This is a genomic window from Halovivax asiaticus JCM 14624 (assembly GCF_000337515.1).
Lineage (GTDB): Archaea > Halobacteriota > Halobacteria > Halobacteriales > Natrialbaceae > Halovivax > Halovivax asiaticus.
In genome coordinates this window covers 23,540-38,953 of the sequence record NZ_AOIQ01000018.1, presented here as the reverse complement: position 1 = coordinate 38,953, position 15,414 = coordinate 23,540, and the positions used below count along the sequence as shown (strand labels likewise).

Here is a 15,414-nt window from a genome sequence, read left to right as displayed (position 1 = left end):
TGTGGCTACAACCTCGTCTCGTTCGAGGACGACGTCTCCATCCGTCGCGGCGACCGCATCCGATTCGTCCGACGAGTCGTCGGCCGCTTCGGGTTCAGCCTCTTCGATCGTTGCGGCGACCGATTCTGTCTCGTCCGTCTCGGCGTCAGTGTCGCCTTCGTCGTCGGACGGCGTGTCGTCCGCCTCGGGCGCAGCGTCGTCTTCGGTGTCCGATGCAGTATCGGTGTCGTCAGCAGCCGACTCCGCTTCGCCGTCGGACGTATCAGCGATATCGTCGCCCGGGGATTCGGCGTCCTCGGTAGCGTCGACGGCAGTACCGTCGTCGGTGCCCGTATCGGTCGGTTCGTCACGATCGCGGCTGCTCATCGGTGGCGGTGCCTCGCGGCCGGATCGGGCCGGCGAGTCGGTCGAGCCAGTGTCGACCGTGACGCCGCCGTCGCGGTCGCGACGCTTCGACCCGCTTTCCCCCACACCCAGCAGGGATTTTAGCTTCTCCAGGAGTGCCATATGGAATCGATAAACGGTTCGCCCGCTAAAATCGTTCGATTACGGCAGCGGACGGCCCCGTCCCGACGAATCACCGTTCCTGATCGCTGTTTCCCTCGAAACTGGACCGCAGTGCCTGCCCCATCGCCGCGACCGGTGCGTCGCGGCCGGTCCAGCGTTCGAACGCCGCCGCCCCCTGATAGAGGAGCATCCAGGTACCGTCGACGGCGGTCGCTCCTGCGGCCGTGGCGTCGCGGAGCAACCGCGTCTCGCGCGGCCGGTAGACCGCGTCCATCACGACGAGGTCCTCGTGAAGCGCCTCGGTCGGGACGATCGATTCGTCCGACTCCATCCCGACGCTGGTGGCGTTGACGAGGACCGTCGCGCCAGCGAGGAGCGTTGGGAGACCGTCGAGGCCGTGACCCGACGCGTCGGGCACCTCGCTCGCGAGCGACGTCGCTCGCTCGACGGTCCGATTCACGACGCGGACGGTGGCGCCCGCCTCCGCCAGGCCGAAGGCGATCGCCCGGCCGGCCCCGCCTGCTCCCACGACGACCGCGGTCGCACCGTCGAGCGAGTCGTCACGATCTGCGAACCCTCGCTCCCGAAGCGCCCGAACGGCGCCGGCCGCGTCGGTGTTGTGTCCGGTCGGCCGGGCGACCGCGTCTCGGTCGTCAGCTCCCGCCGCGTCGGGCTCGGGAAACGCGATCGTGTTGACAGCCCCGATACGGGCCGCCAGCTCGTCCGGCTCGACGTGATCGATCGCCCCCTCCTTGAACGGAATCGTGACGTTCAACCCAGCAATTCCGAGGGAGCCAGCGCCCCGGATCGCGTCGCCGAGCGCGTCGCGGTCGGGTTCGAACGTGACGTAGGTCGCGTCCATCTCGCAGGCCTCGTACGCCGCCTCGTGCATCGGTGGCGAGAGCGAGTGGCCGACGGGGTTTCCCAGCAGGCCGTAGACGTCCATACGACGCCTGGGGCCGGGTCGCAGTTAACACGGTCGGTGTCGACAGGCGTCGGGCCCGTCGGAGGCGGAATTGGACGTGTTTGCGGACATCCCCATCAGCACTGACGCACGGGACAGGTCGGATTGGAGAAGTCCATCCCGGTCGCTCCGCGCGGAATCACGACCGCGCCGTCCGACGCAGACCACCACTACCGCGAATCGCGCCGGTGAACCGACGAGTATTCGGCGCGTGCGGTCTCATCTGTGCCCGTGATCGCGATCGTCGAGAGCCGCGCGGACCGTGCGTCGGTGCACATCTGCGACCAGCTGCGAGACCTCGTCGCGTGGGAGGCTCGCGAGGACGAAACGCGTCCCGACGCCGACGGTGGCGGGACGTACTATCGAACGGACGGGTTCGAACTGCGCTCGTTCGAGGCGCTCCACCTCGATCTCGTCGACCCGGCCGCGGCGTTCAGCGAGGACCCCGACCTCCTCGTCTTCGCCTCGCGCCACTCCGGCGAGACGGGACCGCTCCTGACGGCCCACTTCACGGGTAACGTCGGTCCCGCGGAGTTCGGCGGCGAACCGAACGCGTTCGCCGACGCCGCACCGAACGCCCTCGCCGAACTGCTCGACGCCTCCGATCAGTACGCGCCGGATCGCTACGAGGTCGGGATGGAGTGTACCCACCACGGCCCCACCGCCGTCGGCTGTCCCTCGCTCTTCGCCGAACTCGGCAGCGACGACGAGCAGTGGGACGACCCCGAGGGCGCCGAAGCCGTGGCACGTGCCATCCTCGACCTTCGGAACGTTGCTCCGCACCGGACCGACCCCGAGACCGGGCGGCCGCGCCAGCTCGTCGGCTTCGGCGGGGGCCACTACGTCCCGCGATTCGAGCGCATCGTCCGCGAGACGCCGTGGGCCGTCGGCCACATTGCGGCCGACTGGGGGCTGGACGAACTCGACGACCGGAACGCGGTCGAAACCGTGGTCCGGCGTGCGTTCGCGGCGACCAATGCCGACGTCGCCGTCGTCGAGGGGACCAAACCCGAGCTCCGGGACGTGATCGAGGAACTCGGCCATCGTGTCGAAAGCGAAGCCTGGGTGCGCGAGGTCGCCGACCGGCCGCTGTCGCTCGTCGACGCGGTCGAACGTGCGCTGGGGCCGATCGCTGACGGCGTTCGGTTCGGCGACCGGGAGACCGAGGCGTTCGAGGTCGTCTCCCTGCCGACCGACCTCGTCACGACGGCGGAAAGCGTCGATCCTGATCGAACGTGGGACACCGTCACGGCCCACGCAGTTGCGGTCGAAACGTCGAACGGCGGCAGCCGGCTCGGGGACCGGGCCGCGATACCGAACGACACCGACGGCGACCGGACCGCCAGTGGACTCCCCCGGCCTCTCGTCGACGTGGTGGCCGAGGTCATCCGCCCCGAATTCGACCGCGTCTCGGTCACCGATGCGGGTGTCGAAGTCGTCGAGACCGCCTTCGAACCGGCGCTGGCACGCGAGCTCGGCGTCCCCGACGGGCCGCTGTTCGGCAAGCTGGCGTCGGGCGAGTCCGTGACCGTCGACGGTCACCAGATCGAGCCCGAGGCGGTTCACGAACGCAGAACGACGCAGTTCCCCTGTTGAGAACCGTCGTCCGACCGTCGATCACTGTCGTCGATCGGTCGACCCCGGTTGCCAACCGACGGAGACCGTCATCGGACGGGAGCCTCATCGCGAAACTTCCGGAACTGTTTGCCGAGACCGCCGTAAAATCTACTGCCAGTTCGATATGACCAGATGTCTGACGCCCGCATGACGATGTGGGGAAACGATCATAACGGTGGGGTCGTAATGGCGTTTCAAGAATGGATTCAATTGTCGAAGACGCCATCGACGAGGCCGAATCGGGTGACCCCGAGGCGCGGGCCGACCCCGTCTCGGACGAGCCCGCTCAGCCGTCGAACTCGTCCGGGTCGTCGAACGCGTCGGGGACGATGACCGACGAGGAGCTAAAGGACGTCCTGCAGGACCTCCAGACGGACATCACGGTCGTCGGCTGTGGCGGGGCCGGTGGCAACACAGTCGACCGGATGGACGAAGAGGGGATCCACGGCGCGAAACTGGTCGCCGCGAACACGGACGTCCAGCACTTGGTCGAGATCGAGGCCGACACCAAGATCCTCATGGGTGAGCAGAAGACCTCCGGCCGCGGCGCCGGCTCGCTTCCGCAGGTCGGCGAGGAGGCTGCCCTGGAGAGCCAGGAGGACATCTACGACGCGATCGAGGGCTCGGACATGGTCTTCGTCACCGCCGGACTCGGTGGCGGGACGGGCACCGGCTCCGCGCCGGTCGTCGCGAAGGCAGCCCGCGAATCTGGCGCACTGACGATCTCGATCGTCACGACGCCCTTTACCGCGGAAGGAGAAGTTCGCCGGACGAACGCCGAGGCCGGCCTCGAGCGTCTCCGCGACGTCTCCGACACCGTCATCGTCGTGCCGAACGACCGCCTGCTCGATTCGGTCGGCAAGCTCCCCGTCCGCCAGGCGTTCAAGGTGAGCGACGAAGTCCTGATGCGCTCCGTGAAGGGCATCACGGAACTCATCACCAAGCCCGGCCTCGTCAACCTGGACTTCGCCGACGTCCGCACCGTCATGGAGAAAGGTGGCGTCGCGATGATCGGCCTCGGCGAGTCCGACTCCGAGGCGAAGGCCGAGGACTCCGTCAAGACCGCCCTCCGCTCGCCGCTGCTCGACGTCGACATCTCCGGTGCGAGTTCCGCGCTGGTCAACGTCACCGGCGGCAACGACATGTCCATCGAGGAAGCCGAAGGCGTCGTCGAGGAGATTTACGACCGCATCGACCCCGATGCCCGCATCATCTGGGGGACCTCGATCGACGAGACCCTGGAAGGCAGCATGCGCACTATGATCGTCGTCACCGGCGTGCAGTCGCCCCAGATCTATGGTCGGCCGGAGGGCGAGGCCGTCCAGCCCCAGGGCGTCGGCGGACAGGCCGGCGGCCAGCCACCAGCGGGTGGGCAGGGCACCCCCGGCGGGCAGAACGCCGGCGGTCAGCCTGGCGTCGACGCCGAAGATGACGACGATATCGACTTCGTCGGCTAACTCGGTCGACGATCCAAACGCTATCTGCGTCGTCTCCTGACGATTCTCGTCTCTTCTCCGTTCGGTGTTGCTCGGTTTGTGCGACCGCTCGGTGAGAGGTATCGACGGAGTTGAGCAGGAATGACGACGAGACTGGGCGAAGAAATGGCGACTGACTGGGCACCAGCCGGTGTCCAGAGAGCGGAGCGCCAGAACGGACGTCGACTGCAGGCAGAACCGGGTTCAATCGTCGCCGAAGGCCTCGCCGGCCCCGCTCGTCGCGTCGCCCTCGATACTCGGCGGGTACTTGCCCCGTTCCAGTTTGAGGTCTGACTGCGGCCGTGCCATACAGGTCAGCGCGTACTGTTCGGCCTCTTCCTCGGTGAATCCGCGTGCGGCGGGCTGGGTGACCTCGCCCTCGACGATCTCGGCCGTACATGCCAGACACATCCCGACGCGACAGGAGTACTCCTGGGCGATTCCCTCCTCGAGACAGCGGCTTAAGATCGTCTCTTTGTCCGAACAGGTGATGGTCTCGCCCGTCCCCACGAACTCGACGGTGTACTCGGTCATACGGGCGGCTACGAAGGACGCCGTCAAAATACTTCGCTTGTCGTGGACGTTCGAGGGGCGGTTCAGACGATCCGGCGAATCACCCCGTCGAGTCGCACGAAAAACGTTTTCTACCAGCGCTCACGACTGGTCGGTATGAGTACACAGGAGGCCGTCGGGGTCGGCGCAGGCGACCTCGGGCGGGACAGCTGGGACGCGGTGGTCGTGGGCGCCGGCACGGCCGGCTGTTACGCCGCGGCGACGATCGCGGACGCGGGCTATGACGTGGTCATCATCGAACGCAAGTCGCCCGAAGAGGCGGGCCACATCGCCTGCGGCGACGCGCTGAAGGGTGCCGACACCTTCCCCGACGCAATTCCTAAATCGCAGCTCGAGCCGGCGTTCACGAACACCGGCGTCGACCACGGCCGGTTCGAGATCCCGCAGGAAGACACGGTCCTCGAGATCCCCGTCCCCGGTGAGCTCGCCGTCGTCGATCGCTGGACGTACGGCCGGAAGGTCATCGAGGGCGCGGCCGACGCCGGCGCAACCTTCCACTACGACACCGTCGTGCAGGACGTCCGCCAGACCGACGACGGCACGGTCACGGGCGTCGACGCGATCCGGAAGGGGACGCCCCGGACCTACGACGCCGAGATCGTCGTCGACGGCGCCGGCGCGCTGTCGATCCTCCAGGACAAGGCCGACCTCGCCGACTCGACGTTCGACACCAACGTCACCTACTCGCAGTTCTGCTCGGCCTACCGCGAGATCGTCCACGTCGACGAACCCGTCGAGTGGTCCGACGCCCTCGTCTTCAAACCGACCGAGCGCGCCGCGGGCTACCTCTGGTACTTCCCGCGCACCGAGACCGAGATCAACGCCGGCCTCGGCTTCCAGATGACCGAGGAGCCGATGCACCTCGTCGACGACCTCAAACGCGATCTCCGGAACCGCGCCGAGTTCCAGGGCGCTCGCGTCGAAGACAAACTCGGCGCCGCGATCCCCACCCGTCGGCCCTACGACTCCGCGGTCCACCCCGGGTTCGTCGCCGTCGGCGACGCCGCAGGCCACGTCAACCCGACGACCGGCGGCGGCATCGCCGGCGCCGCCTACGCCGGTACCTACGCTGCCGAGCAGGCGATCGAGGCGATGGAGCAGGGAACCGTCGACGAGGACGTCCTCTGGCGGTACAACGAGCGCGTCATGGACCACTTCGGTGCACGCTACGCCGCCCTCGACGTCTACAACATCCTCTCGACCGCCGTCGACATCGACGAACTCATGGGCCTGCTCGCGGCCATGCCCGGCGAACAGATCGCCGAGGCGCTCTACTCCGGCAGCGCGAACCTCGGCTGGGGTCTGAAGATCAAGGCCCTCCTCAAAGCTCGCGGCCACTACGGCACCGTCTGGAACCTCTACAAGACCAAACAGCGCGCCGACGAACTGCTCTCCCACTACGAGGACTACCCCAGCTCACCCGCCGGCTTCGACACCTGGCAGGCCGAACGCGACCGCCTGATGGAGTCGGTCTACGAGACGACCGGCGCGGATCCGAAATATTAAGCACCGACCTTTTGCGCTGCGGTCTGTCGCGCTCGCGGCTTCGCCGCAGAGCGCGATGTCCCTCGGCAAAAGGTCGATCAAAAGCACTCCCCCTTTCCCTACAGCGACGCTTCGCGTCGCTTTCGGGTCAGTCGTCGGCCCGCTCACAGCCTGCGGCTGCTCGCGGTGAGTGCATCGCATTCCCCCACGCCGTTCGCCGTCCGCGGCGCGTAGCACCACGCTCTACTGGCGCTCGCAGTAGTCCTCATCCCGCGATTCGCAATCGTTTCGTTCCAACAAACTTATCACCGATCTGGGGGAGCCGACCGCATGAACGAGACGCTCCCCGAAGATCGCTCGCCGGAGCCGATCACGGTCGAGTCGATGGCGGCGGACCTCCGAGAGCTGGGAGTCCAGGCAGGCCAAACGATACTCGTCCACGGGTCGCTCTCGAAACTCGGCTGGGTCTGTGGCGGCCCGCAGGCCGTCGTCGACGCCCTCCAGCGCGTCGTCGGCGCGGACGGCACGATCGTGATGCCGACGCACTCGCCGGGAAACATGAACCCGGCCGACATGGGAAATCCGCCGGTGCCCGAGTCGTGGTACGACACGGTCCGCGAGACGATGCCGCCCTACCGACCCGAATCGACGCCGACGCAGGGCATGGGCGCCATCGCCGAGTGTTTCCGGAACTACCCCGGCGTGGTGCGAAGCGACCACCCACAGCACTCTTTCGCCGCGTGGGGTGCCGACGCCGAGTACGTGACCGACGGCCACTCGCTGAAGCGATCACTCGGCGAGAACTCGCCGCTGGCCAGAGTCTACGAGCTCGACGGCGACGTCTGCTTCCTCGGAACGACTCACGCGACGAACACCTCGCTCCACCTCGCCGAGTACCGCGCCGACCTCGATCTCGGGACGGCGCCGCAGCAATCCGCAATCCTCGTCGACGGCGAGCGCGAGTGGGTCGAGTGGGACGACATCGACTTCACGGACGAGGACTTCCCCGAGTGTGGCGACGCGTTCGAACGCGAGCACCCGGAGGCGTTCGAGTCCGGGACCGTCGGTGTCGGCGACGCGAAGCTACTCTCGCAACCGACCCTCGTCGACTTCGCGGTCGAGTGGTTCGAAGCGAATCGGTGAGTGACAATCCCGAGTGAGTTCCAACTATACGGCCCTGTTGAAGCCTTATTAGTTAGATATGAACTGTAGTGGGACAGCCGTTAGGTAGATGTGCGACTGAGTACAGTTGATGGTTCATGAGAAAGATATTTAAATAAATATTTGATAAAACCTAACATGGACCGGCGAACCGCTCTGAAAATGATTAGTGCCGGGGCAGCGATGTGGGGTGCAGGGTGCCTTTCAGTTGAGGAAGCTGGCCCTATCGATTTTGAACTACTGAATTTTACCGAAGACACTCATCAGGTAGACGTCACCATCACCGATGAGGATGGGAATAGCGTACTAGAAGAGACCTACAAAATTGAGGAACGGCGGGATGGGACACGGGCAATTCAAGAAGAAGAATTTACAGAGGCCACCAACGGAGAAACCTTTGATATTGTCGTGGCACTCTCTGACGGAGAACCAGAGGAGTGGGGATTCCGAGTGACGTGCAATGAAAGTGACGAAACTCCAGACGTCTTCTTCGCTGAAATACGTGAAACCCACGATAGAGAGCATACATACGTTGAATTTCAACAATCGACCTGTAGTGGCGATCTCTAACCACATTATTTCTCGCGCTATTGCCTATCTTCACTGGCGGAATGGTGGTAAGTGCGTCCCTATATCTTACGTTCAGAGTGCCATGTCGATATCGTGAGTGAGACGGCCGACAACGAGTGCACGGAACGGTTCCCACCAGTGCCGTGAGCGAACGAATGTACCCAACCGAATGCAGTCACCCATCTGACGAGTTAGCACCTCGCCGAGCCCGTGCTTTCAATCGCTCCGAGAACTCCGAGAGGTTCATCGCGGCCGCACAATCCGGACAGCAAAACCGCTCCCCGGTCTGGTAGTCGTGCGAAAGCGCGGCCGGCGGCTCAGAGACGAGCCGAAAGAGCCGCGCCGGTGCCACGTCCCGATCACACCGGTAGCACTCCCGGTCGTGAGCCGACTCGCCGGTTCCGTCGCTCGTTCGCTCGACGGATGTCATCCGAGTACCTCCCGATCCGATGACTCGGACCCATCGAAGATACTCGGCCCCCCATCCCCGAAACCGAAACTCTGCGACGGATAGCGGTACGACTCTCTAGCTAATGGGCGTGCGAGACCTTTTTGTCTCGATAGTGTCTTTCGGAACATGGCTGACAAAATCCCTGCTACAGGATTTGGAAGCCACGTCTCGGGTGTCTCAGCACCCGGGGCACTTTCGTACCCGTACGGACGGGACTTCCGTCTGGATGATTGACGTAATGAATAATATAGTTACTGGTTGATTTGTGGAAACAATAGAGAACTCCAGCTAACAAACGCCGCGTGACGCTTCCCTTAGGCCGCTACGGCTGGGTTTCGGCAATCTCGACGATCGCCCCCGCCAGCGTGTCGATGCCGTGCTGGATCGTCGGCTCGTCCACGTCGAAGGTGGCAGTGTGGTGGCCGCCGGGGTGGTCGGTGCCGACACCGACGTAGGCCGCGAGGCCGCCGTTGTCCTGGACTTCCTTCATCAGGAAGGTGGCGTCCTCGCTGCCGCCGAGGCCGGCCGCGTCGACGACCGTGTCGACGCCGTCGACCCCTTCCGCGACCGATCCGACGATCTCGCGGAGTTCGTCGTCACTCGCGGCGCTCGGCGCCTCCGCGCCGATCTCGATCTCGACCTCGCAGTCGTGCATCTCGGCGGCCGACTCGAAGACGCGCTCCACGCTGTCGCTCATGTATCGCATGAGGTCGGTCGTCTGGCCCCGGACTTCGGCGACGATGCTGATCTCCTCGGCGACGATGTTGGCGGCGGTTCCGCCCTCGACGACGCCGATGTTGACCCGCGTCGGCCCGTCGGAGTTGCGCGGGATCGCGTAGGCGTTCTGAATCGCGGTGCCGAGCGCCTGCATGGCGTTGCGGCCCGCTTCCGGTTCGGCACCGGCGTGGGCGGGCTCGCCGGTGAACGTCGCTTCGAGGTGGCGCACGGCGAGAAAGTCCTCGATGCCGGCGACGACGGTGCCAGTGGGGTGGTCGAGCCCGACGTGCGTCGCGAGGAGGTAGTCGACGTCCCGGATGTGCTCGCTCTTGGCCATCGACTTGCCGCCGCCGATGACCTCCTCTGCGGGCTGGAAGAAGACCTTGAGCGTGCCCTGGAAGTCCGCGTCGTCTGCCACGGCTTCGAGGGCGCCGATTCCGATCGCGGCGTGGGCGTCGTGGCCGCAGGCGTGCATCGACTCGCCGGTCTCCGAGCGGAAGCCCTCCGCGGCGGGCAGGTGATCGTCGGCGGCGGACTCCTCACGCGGGAGCCCGTCGATGTCGACGCGAAGGCCGATCGTCGGCCCTTCGCCGCGTTCGATCACCGCGACGGCACCCGTGTAGCCGCCTTCGAGCTGGGCGAGGACGTCGGGATCGGCACCGGCGTCGCGGGCGCGGTCGTACCATCGTTCGAGCTCCGCGTCGTCCGGGACGGCGAGGCGATTCTCGCCGTCGATCGCGTCGGGGCCGACGTAGAGGGCGTCGAGGTCGAGTTGCTGGAGTCGGTCGACGATGCGCGCCGTCGTCTCGAACTCGCGCCAGGCGGGTTCGGGATGGCGATGGAGCTCGCGACGAAGGGTCACGGGATCGATCGAAGACATACTGGAGTGGTCGGTGGTGAGACGTAAAATCGTGCCGGCTCCGGCGAACGGGCGTGGTGAACGAGGGCGGCACGTTCGATCGACAGCCGAACGGCGCGATCGGGTCGTGTGGTCAGGTTCCGCAGGGAATCAGGTTCCTCAGACGCCCTGGACCTGTTCGACCTCGACCTCGACGTGGACCGAATCGGGGAACGAGCGGCCCGCAACGTCGCGGGCGAACCCTTGGTAGCCGTGGATCTCGAGTTCGCGAGTGAAGACGGTGTAGGACCAGGGCGTCGACTGACGGTCGTCGTCGGCGTGGAGACGCTGATGCTGTGGGACCGAGAAGTGATCCGGTGGGTGGGTGTGTGGTCCTTTCAGCGCGGCGCCTTTCCGCTCGGCTGTGCGTTTGATGTCGTCGACCACGCCGTCGAGAGCGGCCCGGTCGCCGCTCTGAAGCGTGAGGCACGTAACGAAGGTCATAGATACTGCCCTAGTCCGTGCGGGGAGCCTAAAAACCTCCCGAGATGGGATCGTCAGTCCGATATTCTCATTACGGCTCGGCCGGTACAGCCTGCAATGGCAGTCGAAGCTACGAGCGCAGGCGCGATCCTCTTCCGCGACACGCGGGGCCGGCGCGAGTATCTTCTGCTCAAGAGTCGCCCGGGTGACTGGGAGTTTCCGAAGGGCGGCGTCGAGGGAGACGAAGAACTACAGCAGACGGCGATCCGCGAAGTTAAAGAAGAGGCAGGGATAGCAGACTTTCGACTACTCGACGGCTTCCGCGAGGACTACAGCTACGTCTTCGAGGCGAACGGGAACACCATCCACAAGACGGTCCACCTGTTCATCGCTCGCTCGTTCGAGGCGAGTGCCGAGCTGTCGAACGAACACCGCGACCTCCAGTGGCGCGATTACGAGCAGGCGATCAACACCGTCACACAGGACGGGCCGCGCGAGATCCTGGAGCGAGCACACGAACACATCGACACGCTGGAGGAAGACCAACAGCAACAGTAACCCCGCGAAGGAGAGCGAAACCCCGCAACGGAGAACGCCACCCCCCAGCAAAGCGGACCCACGTGGCACCCAGACGGCGAACGCCGAACTGCGATCCCGTTCGACCCGCCATCCGGAGCGACGGCTGCCGAGTGACTACCCGGTTCGAACCATCGAGCGAGTACCTGGTGCGACCATCGACCGACAGTTGGGCTCGTGCCGTCGGGCGAGCGCCACGGCTGCCGGCCATCCTCGTAAGGACTTTACTTCCGTTGTCCCTCTTCGGACGTGAATGCTAGAGGCCGCCGTGTCCGACGTGCTAGACGAGGACTGGGCCGACCGGACGACAGTCGGCTGGTTTCTCGCCCTCCCCTTCGTCGCGGCCATCGGTATCTGGGCAATCTTCGATCACCAGCTATCGGTCCCGATCGGCACGGTCGGTCTCCTCCTGTTGATCGGCTACGGGCGACACGTCGTCCTCGGCTCCGTCGTCGACCCGGAGCTGCCGGCCGTTGGCGATATCGGCGGACTCGCGACATCGGTACTGGTCGGCGGCGCCGTCGTGATCGGACTCGTCGGTGTTCCGACGGGACTCGCCGCCCTCGCACTCTGGGCCGACGTGAGCCCGATCGCCACGGCGGTTACTGAGTTGACCGCCGCCACGGTCGTCGCGGTCGTCTTCCTCACCGGGGCGTACCTCACACCAGCGGTCCTGGCCGTGAGCGGGCGCCGCCTGAGAGTCGCTGACTCACCGGCCGGTGATCGACGTGTGTCTCGCACCGGCGCACTCGTCGCGATCGTCTCGAGTCGCGATTACGCCGTCGCGACGCTGCAAGCGATTCTCGCCCTCTTCGCCATCGGCGCGGCCACGCTGATGTTGATCGTGACCGTCTTCGGCCTGGCCGTCCTGCCGGCGGTCGTCTACCTGGCAGTCGCCGTCTCCGCACGGCGGTACGGCTACGCGGTGGATCGAGTGCTCGATCCGCGTGCCGTCGACGAGCTCGAAGACCGGACGGTTTCGTGGCTGTAACCGGTCGACCCGACCGCCTGCCGAGCCGCAAGGCTTTCGCCGTGCGGTTCGAACGTCGTGTGTGAGCACGCCGTCGAACGAGTTTGCCTTCGAGTTGCGCGTCTGTCGATGGGCCGAGCGCCACTGGCCACCCGACGGTGAGCGAGCAGGCCCCGTCATCGTCGCCCGACAGCTCGGGGCCGCCGGCAGGCGCTGGGATACGATCGTGATCGAGTGCGATCCGGACGAACTCAGCGAGCGAGCAGCATTCGGCCCGGAGCGACTGGACGGCGACCTCCTCGACGTCGTGCGGTACGCGCCGGCCGAGTGGGCCTACTACCGGGAGGCGCTGCCGGACCCCGGCTATCCGTGGCGGTACGTCCGGGAATCGATCCATCGAGCCGACGACCGGGGGATTCTCGAGACGCGCCGGCGTGGCAACCGAATCGAGATTCGCCGGCGCTTCTCGTACCCCGACTGGGTCGAACGCATCGTCGCCATCGAGAACAAACCGGATCTGGACGCCAGCGCGGCCCGAGCGCTGTCCGACCAGCTAGAGCGGGACGTGGCGATGGGGCTCGCGGACGAGGTCTGGATCGCGATCGAAACCGACGACGACCGCGTCTCGGCGGCACTCTTCGAGGACATCCCCGTCGAAGCCGGGATCGTCGAGGTCGATTCGACCGCGCTCACCGCCGACGTTGCGTGGTACCCGCGCACGCTGGCGGTCGATCGACCGGGGACACGAATCCTCGATCGGCCCGACGGTGGCGCACACGACGCCTCCGCGGCGCAGTTCGAGTACGTCGAAGCGAGCGAGAAACGAGAGAGACGGCTCGAAATCGCCGAGCGAGCCTACGAACGCGGCTGGCGGTCGTACGTCGACACGATGCGACCCGACTGTCGCCACTTCGAGGGGCGCACCGACGGGCAGCTACTCCCGTACTGTCGAGCGAAGGAGCACCAGCCGACCGCGCGGGAGTGTGCCGGCAGCTGTCCGGCCTACGAACCGGAGCCGCCGACGTGGCGAACCAGAGGGTGGCCTATCGAGGGCGGTCCAGGCGCGCGTATAAAACAGATTCTGGCCGATCGACGGGAGCGACGGCGATAGCGCTCCTGACCACGAGGAGAGTGGCCAGGCCCCACGTGTTTGGGTACGTGACCGACGGTCTACGTATTCGCGTCGATGAAGTCGGCGATGTCGGTCGCGACGGCCGCCGCCTGTCCGACGAAGAAGTGGTCGGCCGACCACTCGACGAGGTCGGCACCTCGGTCAGCCGCGGCGTCACGAACGGGTTGCCAGTCAGCGGTCTCGTCACGAGTGCCGTAGACGACCTGCAGCGGGATCCGCTCGTCGAGCGATCGAACGGCGTCCGGCACGTCGAGTTCCGGGGCGATGGTCGCGGCCGGTGCCAGCGCGGAGACGCAGGCGACGGGCGTCTCGACGGATGCACTCGCCAGGATCGCCTGCGAAGCGCCGAAACTGAAGCCGAAACAGGCGACCGTCTCTGCCCGGCCGCTCGCCCAGCGGAGGGCGTTTCGCACGTCCTCGCGCTCACCGTAGCCCTCGTCCCAGTCGCCGTAATCGATACGGAGGCAACCGACGTCGCGATCCGCCAGCGCGTCGGCGACGGCCCGCAGTCGCCGGTCCGTTCGGGAACCGCCATGCTGTGGATGCGGCGGACACGCGACGACGAGAACGTCCGGATCGGCCGGGCCGTCGAGCGTGCCGCGAACGTCCCGCGCGCCGGGGATCAGGACGTCCGTCTCCGCGCCGGTGTCAGTCTCGTCCATACGCGTCGGTCGTCGCCGGGTGCCCTTGAACCCGTTCGATCCTGCGGCGAAGGAGTCGGCAGTCGCACGAGAACTGCCAGCTTGCCGGGACAACGTGTGTGATGTTTTTAAGTAACGGGAACAACAGATACCAGTATGGGCATCCTCTCTCGGACATCCTACATCATCAAATCGAAGGTGAACTCGATCCTCAACCGGGCCGAGGATCCGACCGATACGCTCGATTACTCCTACGAGCAGATGCGTGATCAACTCCAGCAGGTAAAGCGGGGGATCGCGGATCTGACGACGCAGAAAAAGCGCCTCGAGATGCAAAAGCGCCGGCTCGAGGAGAACGTCGACAAGCACAACCAGCAGGCGCGCACGGCGGTCGAACAGGACCGCGAGGATCTGGCACGCAAGGCCTTAGAGAAGAAGAAGGCCAAGATGAACCAGATCGAGGAGCTCGAGCGCCAGATTTCGAACCTGCAGAACCAGCAGGACCAGCTCGTCGAGCAGAAGGACACCCTCCAGACGCGCATCGAGGAGTTCCGCACGAAGAAAGAGACGATGAAGGCCCGCTACTCGGCCGCCGAGGCGAGTTCGACCGTCAACGAGGCAATGACGGCGACGGGCGAGGAGTTCGAAGACGTCGGTCGCGCGATCGAACGCGCCGAGGAACAGACCCAGGACATGGAGGCGCGCTCGGCGGCGATGGACGAACTCCGCGAGACGGGCGCGTTCGACGAGGTGCTGACGGACAAGGATCAGATCGATCGCGAACTCGATCAGCTGTCGACCGACAGCGGTGTCGAGGCCGAACTGGAGACGCTCAAGTCGGATGTCGGTGGCGAGTCGACCGCCGACGAATCGACGTCGGAGGCAGACGCCACGACCGAGGAGGTCGACGCCGACGTGGAGGCAGAACTGTCCGAGATTCAGGAAGAAGAGGGGTAGGTCCGCTCTATCGGAGCGTCACTGTGCGATGAGTGGGTGTGAGAGTCTGGGAGAGAGAAGAGTACGTACGTCTCTGGCGACGTTCACCCGCACCGAGCCGAACGGGTCGAAGCGTCTCTGAACGGGCCGAAGCGTCTCCTGACGTGTCAGTGGGCGACGGGCGCCACCGCCCAACCAAGGCAAGTAACCATCAGTAACGAAAAACGGCAGAGACAGTCTCTCTCCCACAAATCTACACGTGAGTGATCGGTAGATTTATCACTGTATTCGTGATTCTCGCGGACGACGGGAGACGGT

15 protein-coding genes and 2 pseudogenes are annotated in these 15,414 nt (G+C 65.6%); 9 read left to right on the top strand and 8 right to left on the bottom strand.

The window, feature by feature from the left end:
- Together C479_RS12045 and C479_RS12040 are read right to left on the bottom strand one after the other, a co-directional pair.
- Positions 1-507 (bottom strand): annotated as a pseudogene (locus C479_RS12045) (hypothetical protein); the annotation flags it as partial.
- Between the two features lie 70 nt (positions 508-577).
- Positions 578-1,453 (bottom strand): shikimate dehydrogenase, encoded by an 876-nt coding sequence (locus C479_RS12040; protein ID WP_007702877.1) that lies wholly within the window; start codon positions 1,451-1,453, stop codon positions 578-580.
- 243 nt (positions 1,454-1,696) lie between these two features.
- Between C479_RS12040 and C479_RS12035 the strand changes: the two genes are divergently transcribed.
- Together C479_RS12035 and ftsZ are read left to right on the top strand one after the other, a co-directional pair.
- Positions 1,697-3,067 (top strand): D-aminoacyl-tRNA deacylase, encoded by a 1,371-nt coding sequence (locus C479_RS12035; protein WP_007702876.1) that lies wholly within the window; start codon positions 1,697-1,699, stop codon positions 3,065-3,067.
- Positions 3,068-3,288: 221 nt separating this feature from the next.
- The gene (gene ftsZ, locus C479_RS12030) at positions 3,289-4,545 is read left to right on the top strand and encodes a cell division protein FtsZ (RefSeq protein WP_007702873.1); all 1,257 of its coding nucleotides are present in this window, start codon (positions 3,289-3,291) and stop codon (positions 4,543-4,545) included.
- A gap of 222 nt (positions 4,546-4,767) precedes the next feature.
- Here the strand turns inward: ftsZ and C479_RS12025 are convergent, their stop codons facing one another.
- Positions 4,768-5,097, bottom strand: a complete 330-nt coding sequence (locus tag C479_RS12025) for a 2Fe-2S iron-sulfur cluster-binding protein (protein ID WP_007702871.1) — start codon at positions 5,095-5,097, stop codon at positions 4,768-4,770.
- A gap of 135 nt (positions 5,098-5,232) precedes the next feature.
- Here C479_RS12025 and C479_RS12020 point away from each other — a divergent pair, with 135 nt between their 5' ends.
- The 3 genes from C479_RS12020 (at position 5,233) to C479_RS16640 (ending at position 8,352) form a co-directional block, all read left to right on the top strand.
- The gene (locus tag C479_RS12020; protein WP_049907279.1) at positions 5,233-6,642 is read left to right on the top strand and encodes a geranylgeranyl reductase family protein; all 1,410 of its coding nucleotides are present in this window, start codon (positions 5,233-5,235) and stop codon (positions 6,640-6,642) included.
- A gap of 309 nt (positions 6,643-6,951) precedes the next feature.
- Positions 6,952-7,764, top strand: a complete 813-nt coding sequence (locus C479_RS12015; protein WP_007702865.1) for an aminoglycoside N(3)-acetyltransferase — start codon at positions 6,952-6,954, stop codon at positions 7,762-7,764.
- A 156-nt stretch (positions 7,765-7,920) separates the two neighbouring features.
- Positions 7,921-8,352 carry a hypothetical protein gene (locus C479_RS16640; RefSeq protein WP_007702855.1) on the top strand — a complete coding sequence of 144 codons (432 nt, stop codon included), beginning with the start codon at positions 7,921-7,923 and terminating at the stop codon, positions 8,350-8,352.
- Between the two features lie 72 nt (positions 8,353-8,424).
- Here the strand turns inward: C479_RS16640 and C479_RS17100 are convergent.
- From C479_RS17100 to C479_RS11995, 4 genes and pseudogenes are all read right to left on the bottom strand, one after another.
- Positions 8,425-8,520 (bottom strand): annotated as a pseudogene (locus C479_RS17100) (IS5/IS1182 family transposase); the annotation flags it as partial.
- Between the two features lie 7 nt (positions 8,521-8,527).
- Positions 8,528-8,782, bottom strand: a complete 255-nt coding sequence (locus C479_RS12005) for a hypothetical protein (RefSeq protein WP_007702852.1) — start codon at positions 8,780-8,782, stop codon at positions 8,528-8,530.
- A 343-nt stretch (positions 8,783-9,125) separates the two neighbouring features.
- Positions 9,126-10,400: an amidohydrolase gene (locus tag C479_RS12000; RefSeq protein ID WP_007702850.1), complete on the bottom strand. Its 1,275-nt coding sequence runs from the start codon at positions 10,398-10,400 to the stop codon at positions 9,126-9,128.
- 138 nt (positions 10,401-10,538) lie between these two features.
- Positions 10,539-10,862: an uS10/mL48 family ribosomal protein gene (locus C479_RS11995; protein ID WP_007702848.1), complete on the bottom strand. Its 324-nt coding sequence runs from the start codon at positions 10,860-10,862 to the stop codon at positions 10,539-10,541.
- A 96-nt stretch (positions 10,863-10,958) separates the two neighbouring features.
- Between C479_RS11995 and C479_RS11990 the strand changes: the two genes are divergently transcribed.
- From C479_RS11990 to C479_RS11980, 3 genes are all read left to right on the top strand, one after another.
- The gene (locus C479_RS11990; RefSeq protein WP_007702846.1) at positions 10,959-11,399 is read left to right on the top strand and encodes a bis(5'-nucleosyl)-tetraphosphatase; all 441 of its coding nucleotides are present in this window, start codon (positions 10,959-10,961) and stop codon (positions 11,397-11,399) included.
- 271 nt (positions 11,400-11,670) lie between these two features.
- Positions 11,671-12,408, top strand: a complete 738-nt coding sequence (locus tag C479_RS11985) for a hypothetical protein (protein ID WP_007702844.1) — start codon at positions 11,671-11,673, stop codon at positions 12,406-12,408.
- Positions 12,409-12,469: 61 nt separating this feature from the next.
- Positions 12,470-13,498, top strand: coding sequence for a DUF5787 family protein (locus tag C479_RS11980; RefSeq protein ID WP_007702842.1), 1,029 nt, complete (start codon positions 12,470-12,472; stop codon positions 13,496-13,498).
- Between the two features lie 59 nt (positions 13,499-13,557).
- On the opposite strand, the gene C479_RS11975 is transcribed toward C479_RS11980, so the two are convergent.
- On the bottom strand, positions 13,558-14,181 hold the full coding sequence (locus C479_RS11975) for an alpha/beta hydrolase (RefSeq protein ID WP_007702840.1): 624 nt from the start codon (positions 14,179-14,181) through the stop codon (positions 13,558-13,560).
- 135 nt (positions 14,182-14,316) lie between these two features.
- Here C479_RS11975 and C479_RS11970 point away from each other — a divergent pair, with 135 nt between their 5' ends.
- Positions 14,317-15,117, top strand: a complete 801-nt coding sequence (locus tag C479_RS11970; RefSeq protein WP_007702839.1) for a PspA/IM30 family protein — start codon at positions 14,317-14,319, stop codon at positions 15,115-15,117.
- The last annotated feature ends 297 nt before the right edge of the window (positions 15,118-15,414 follow it).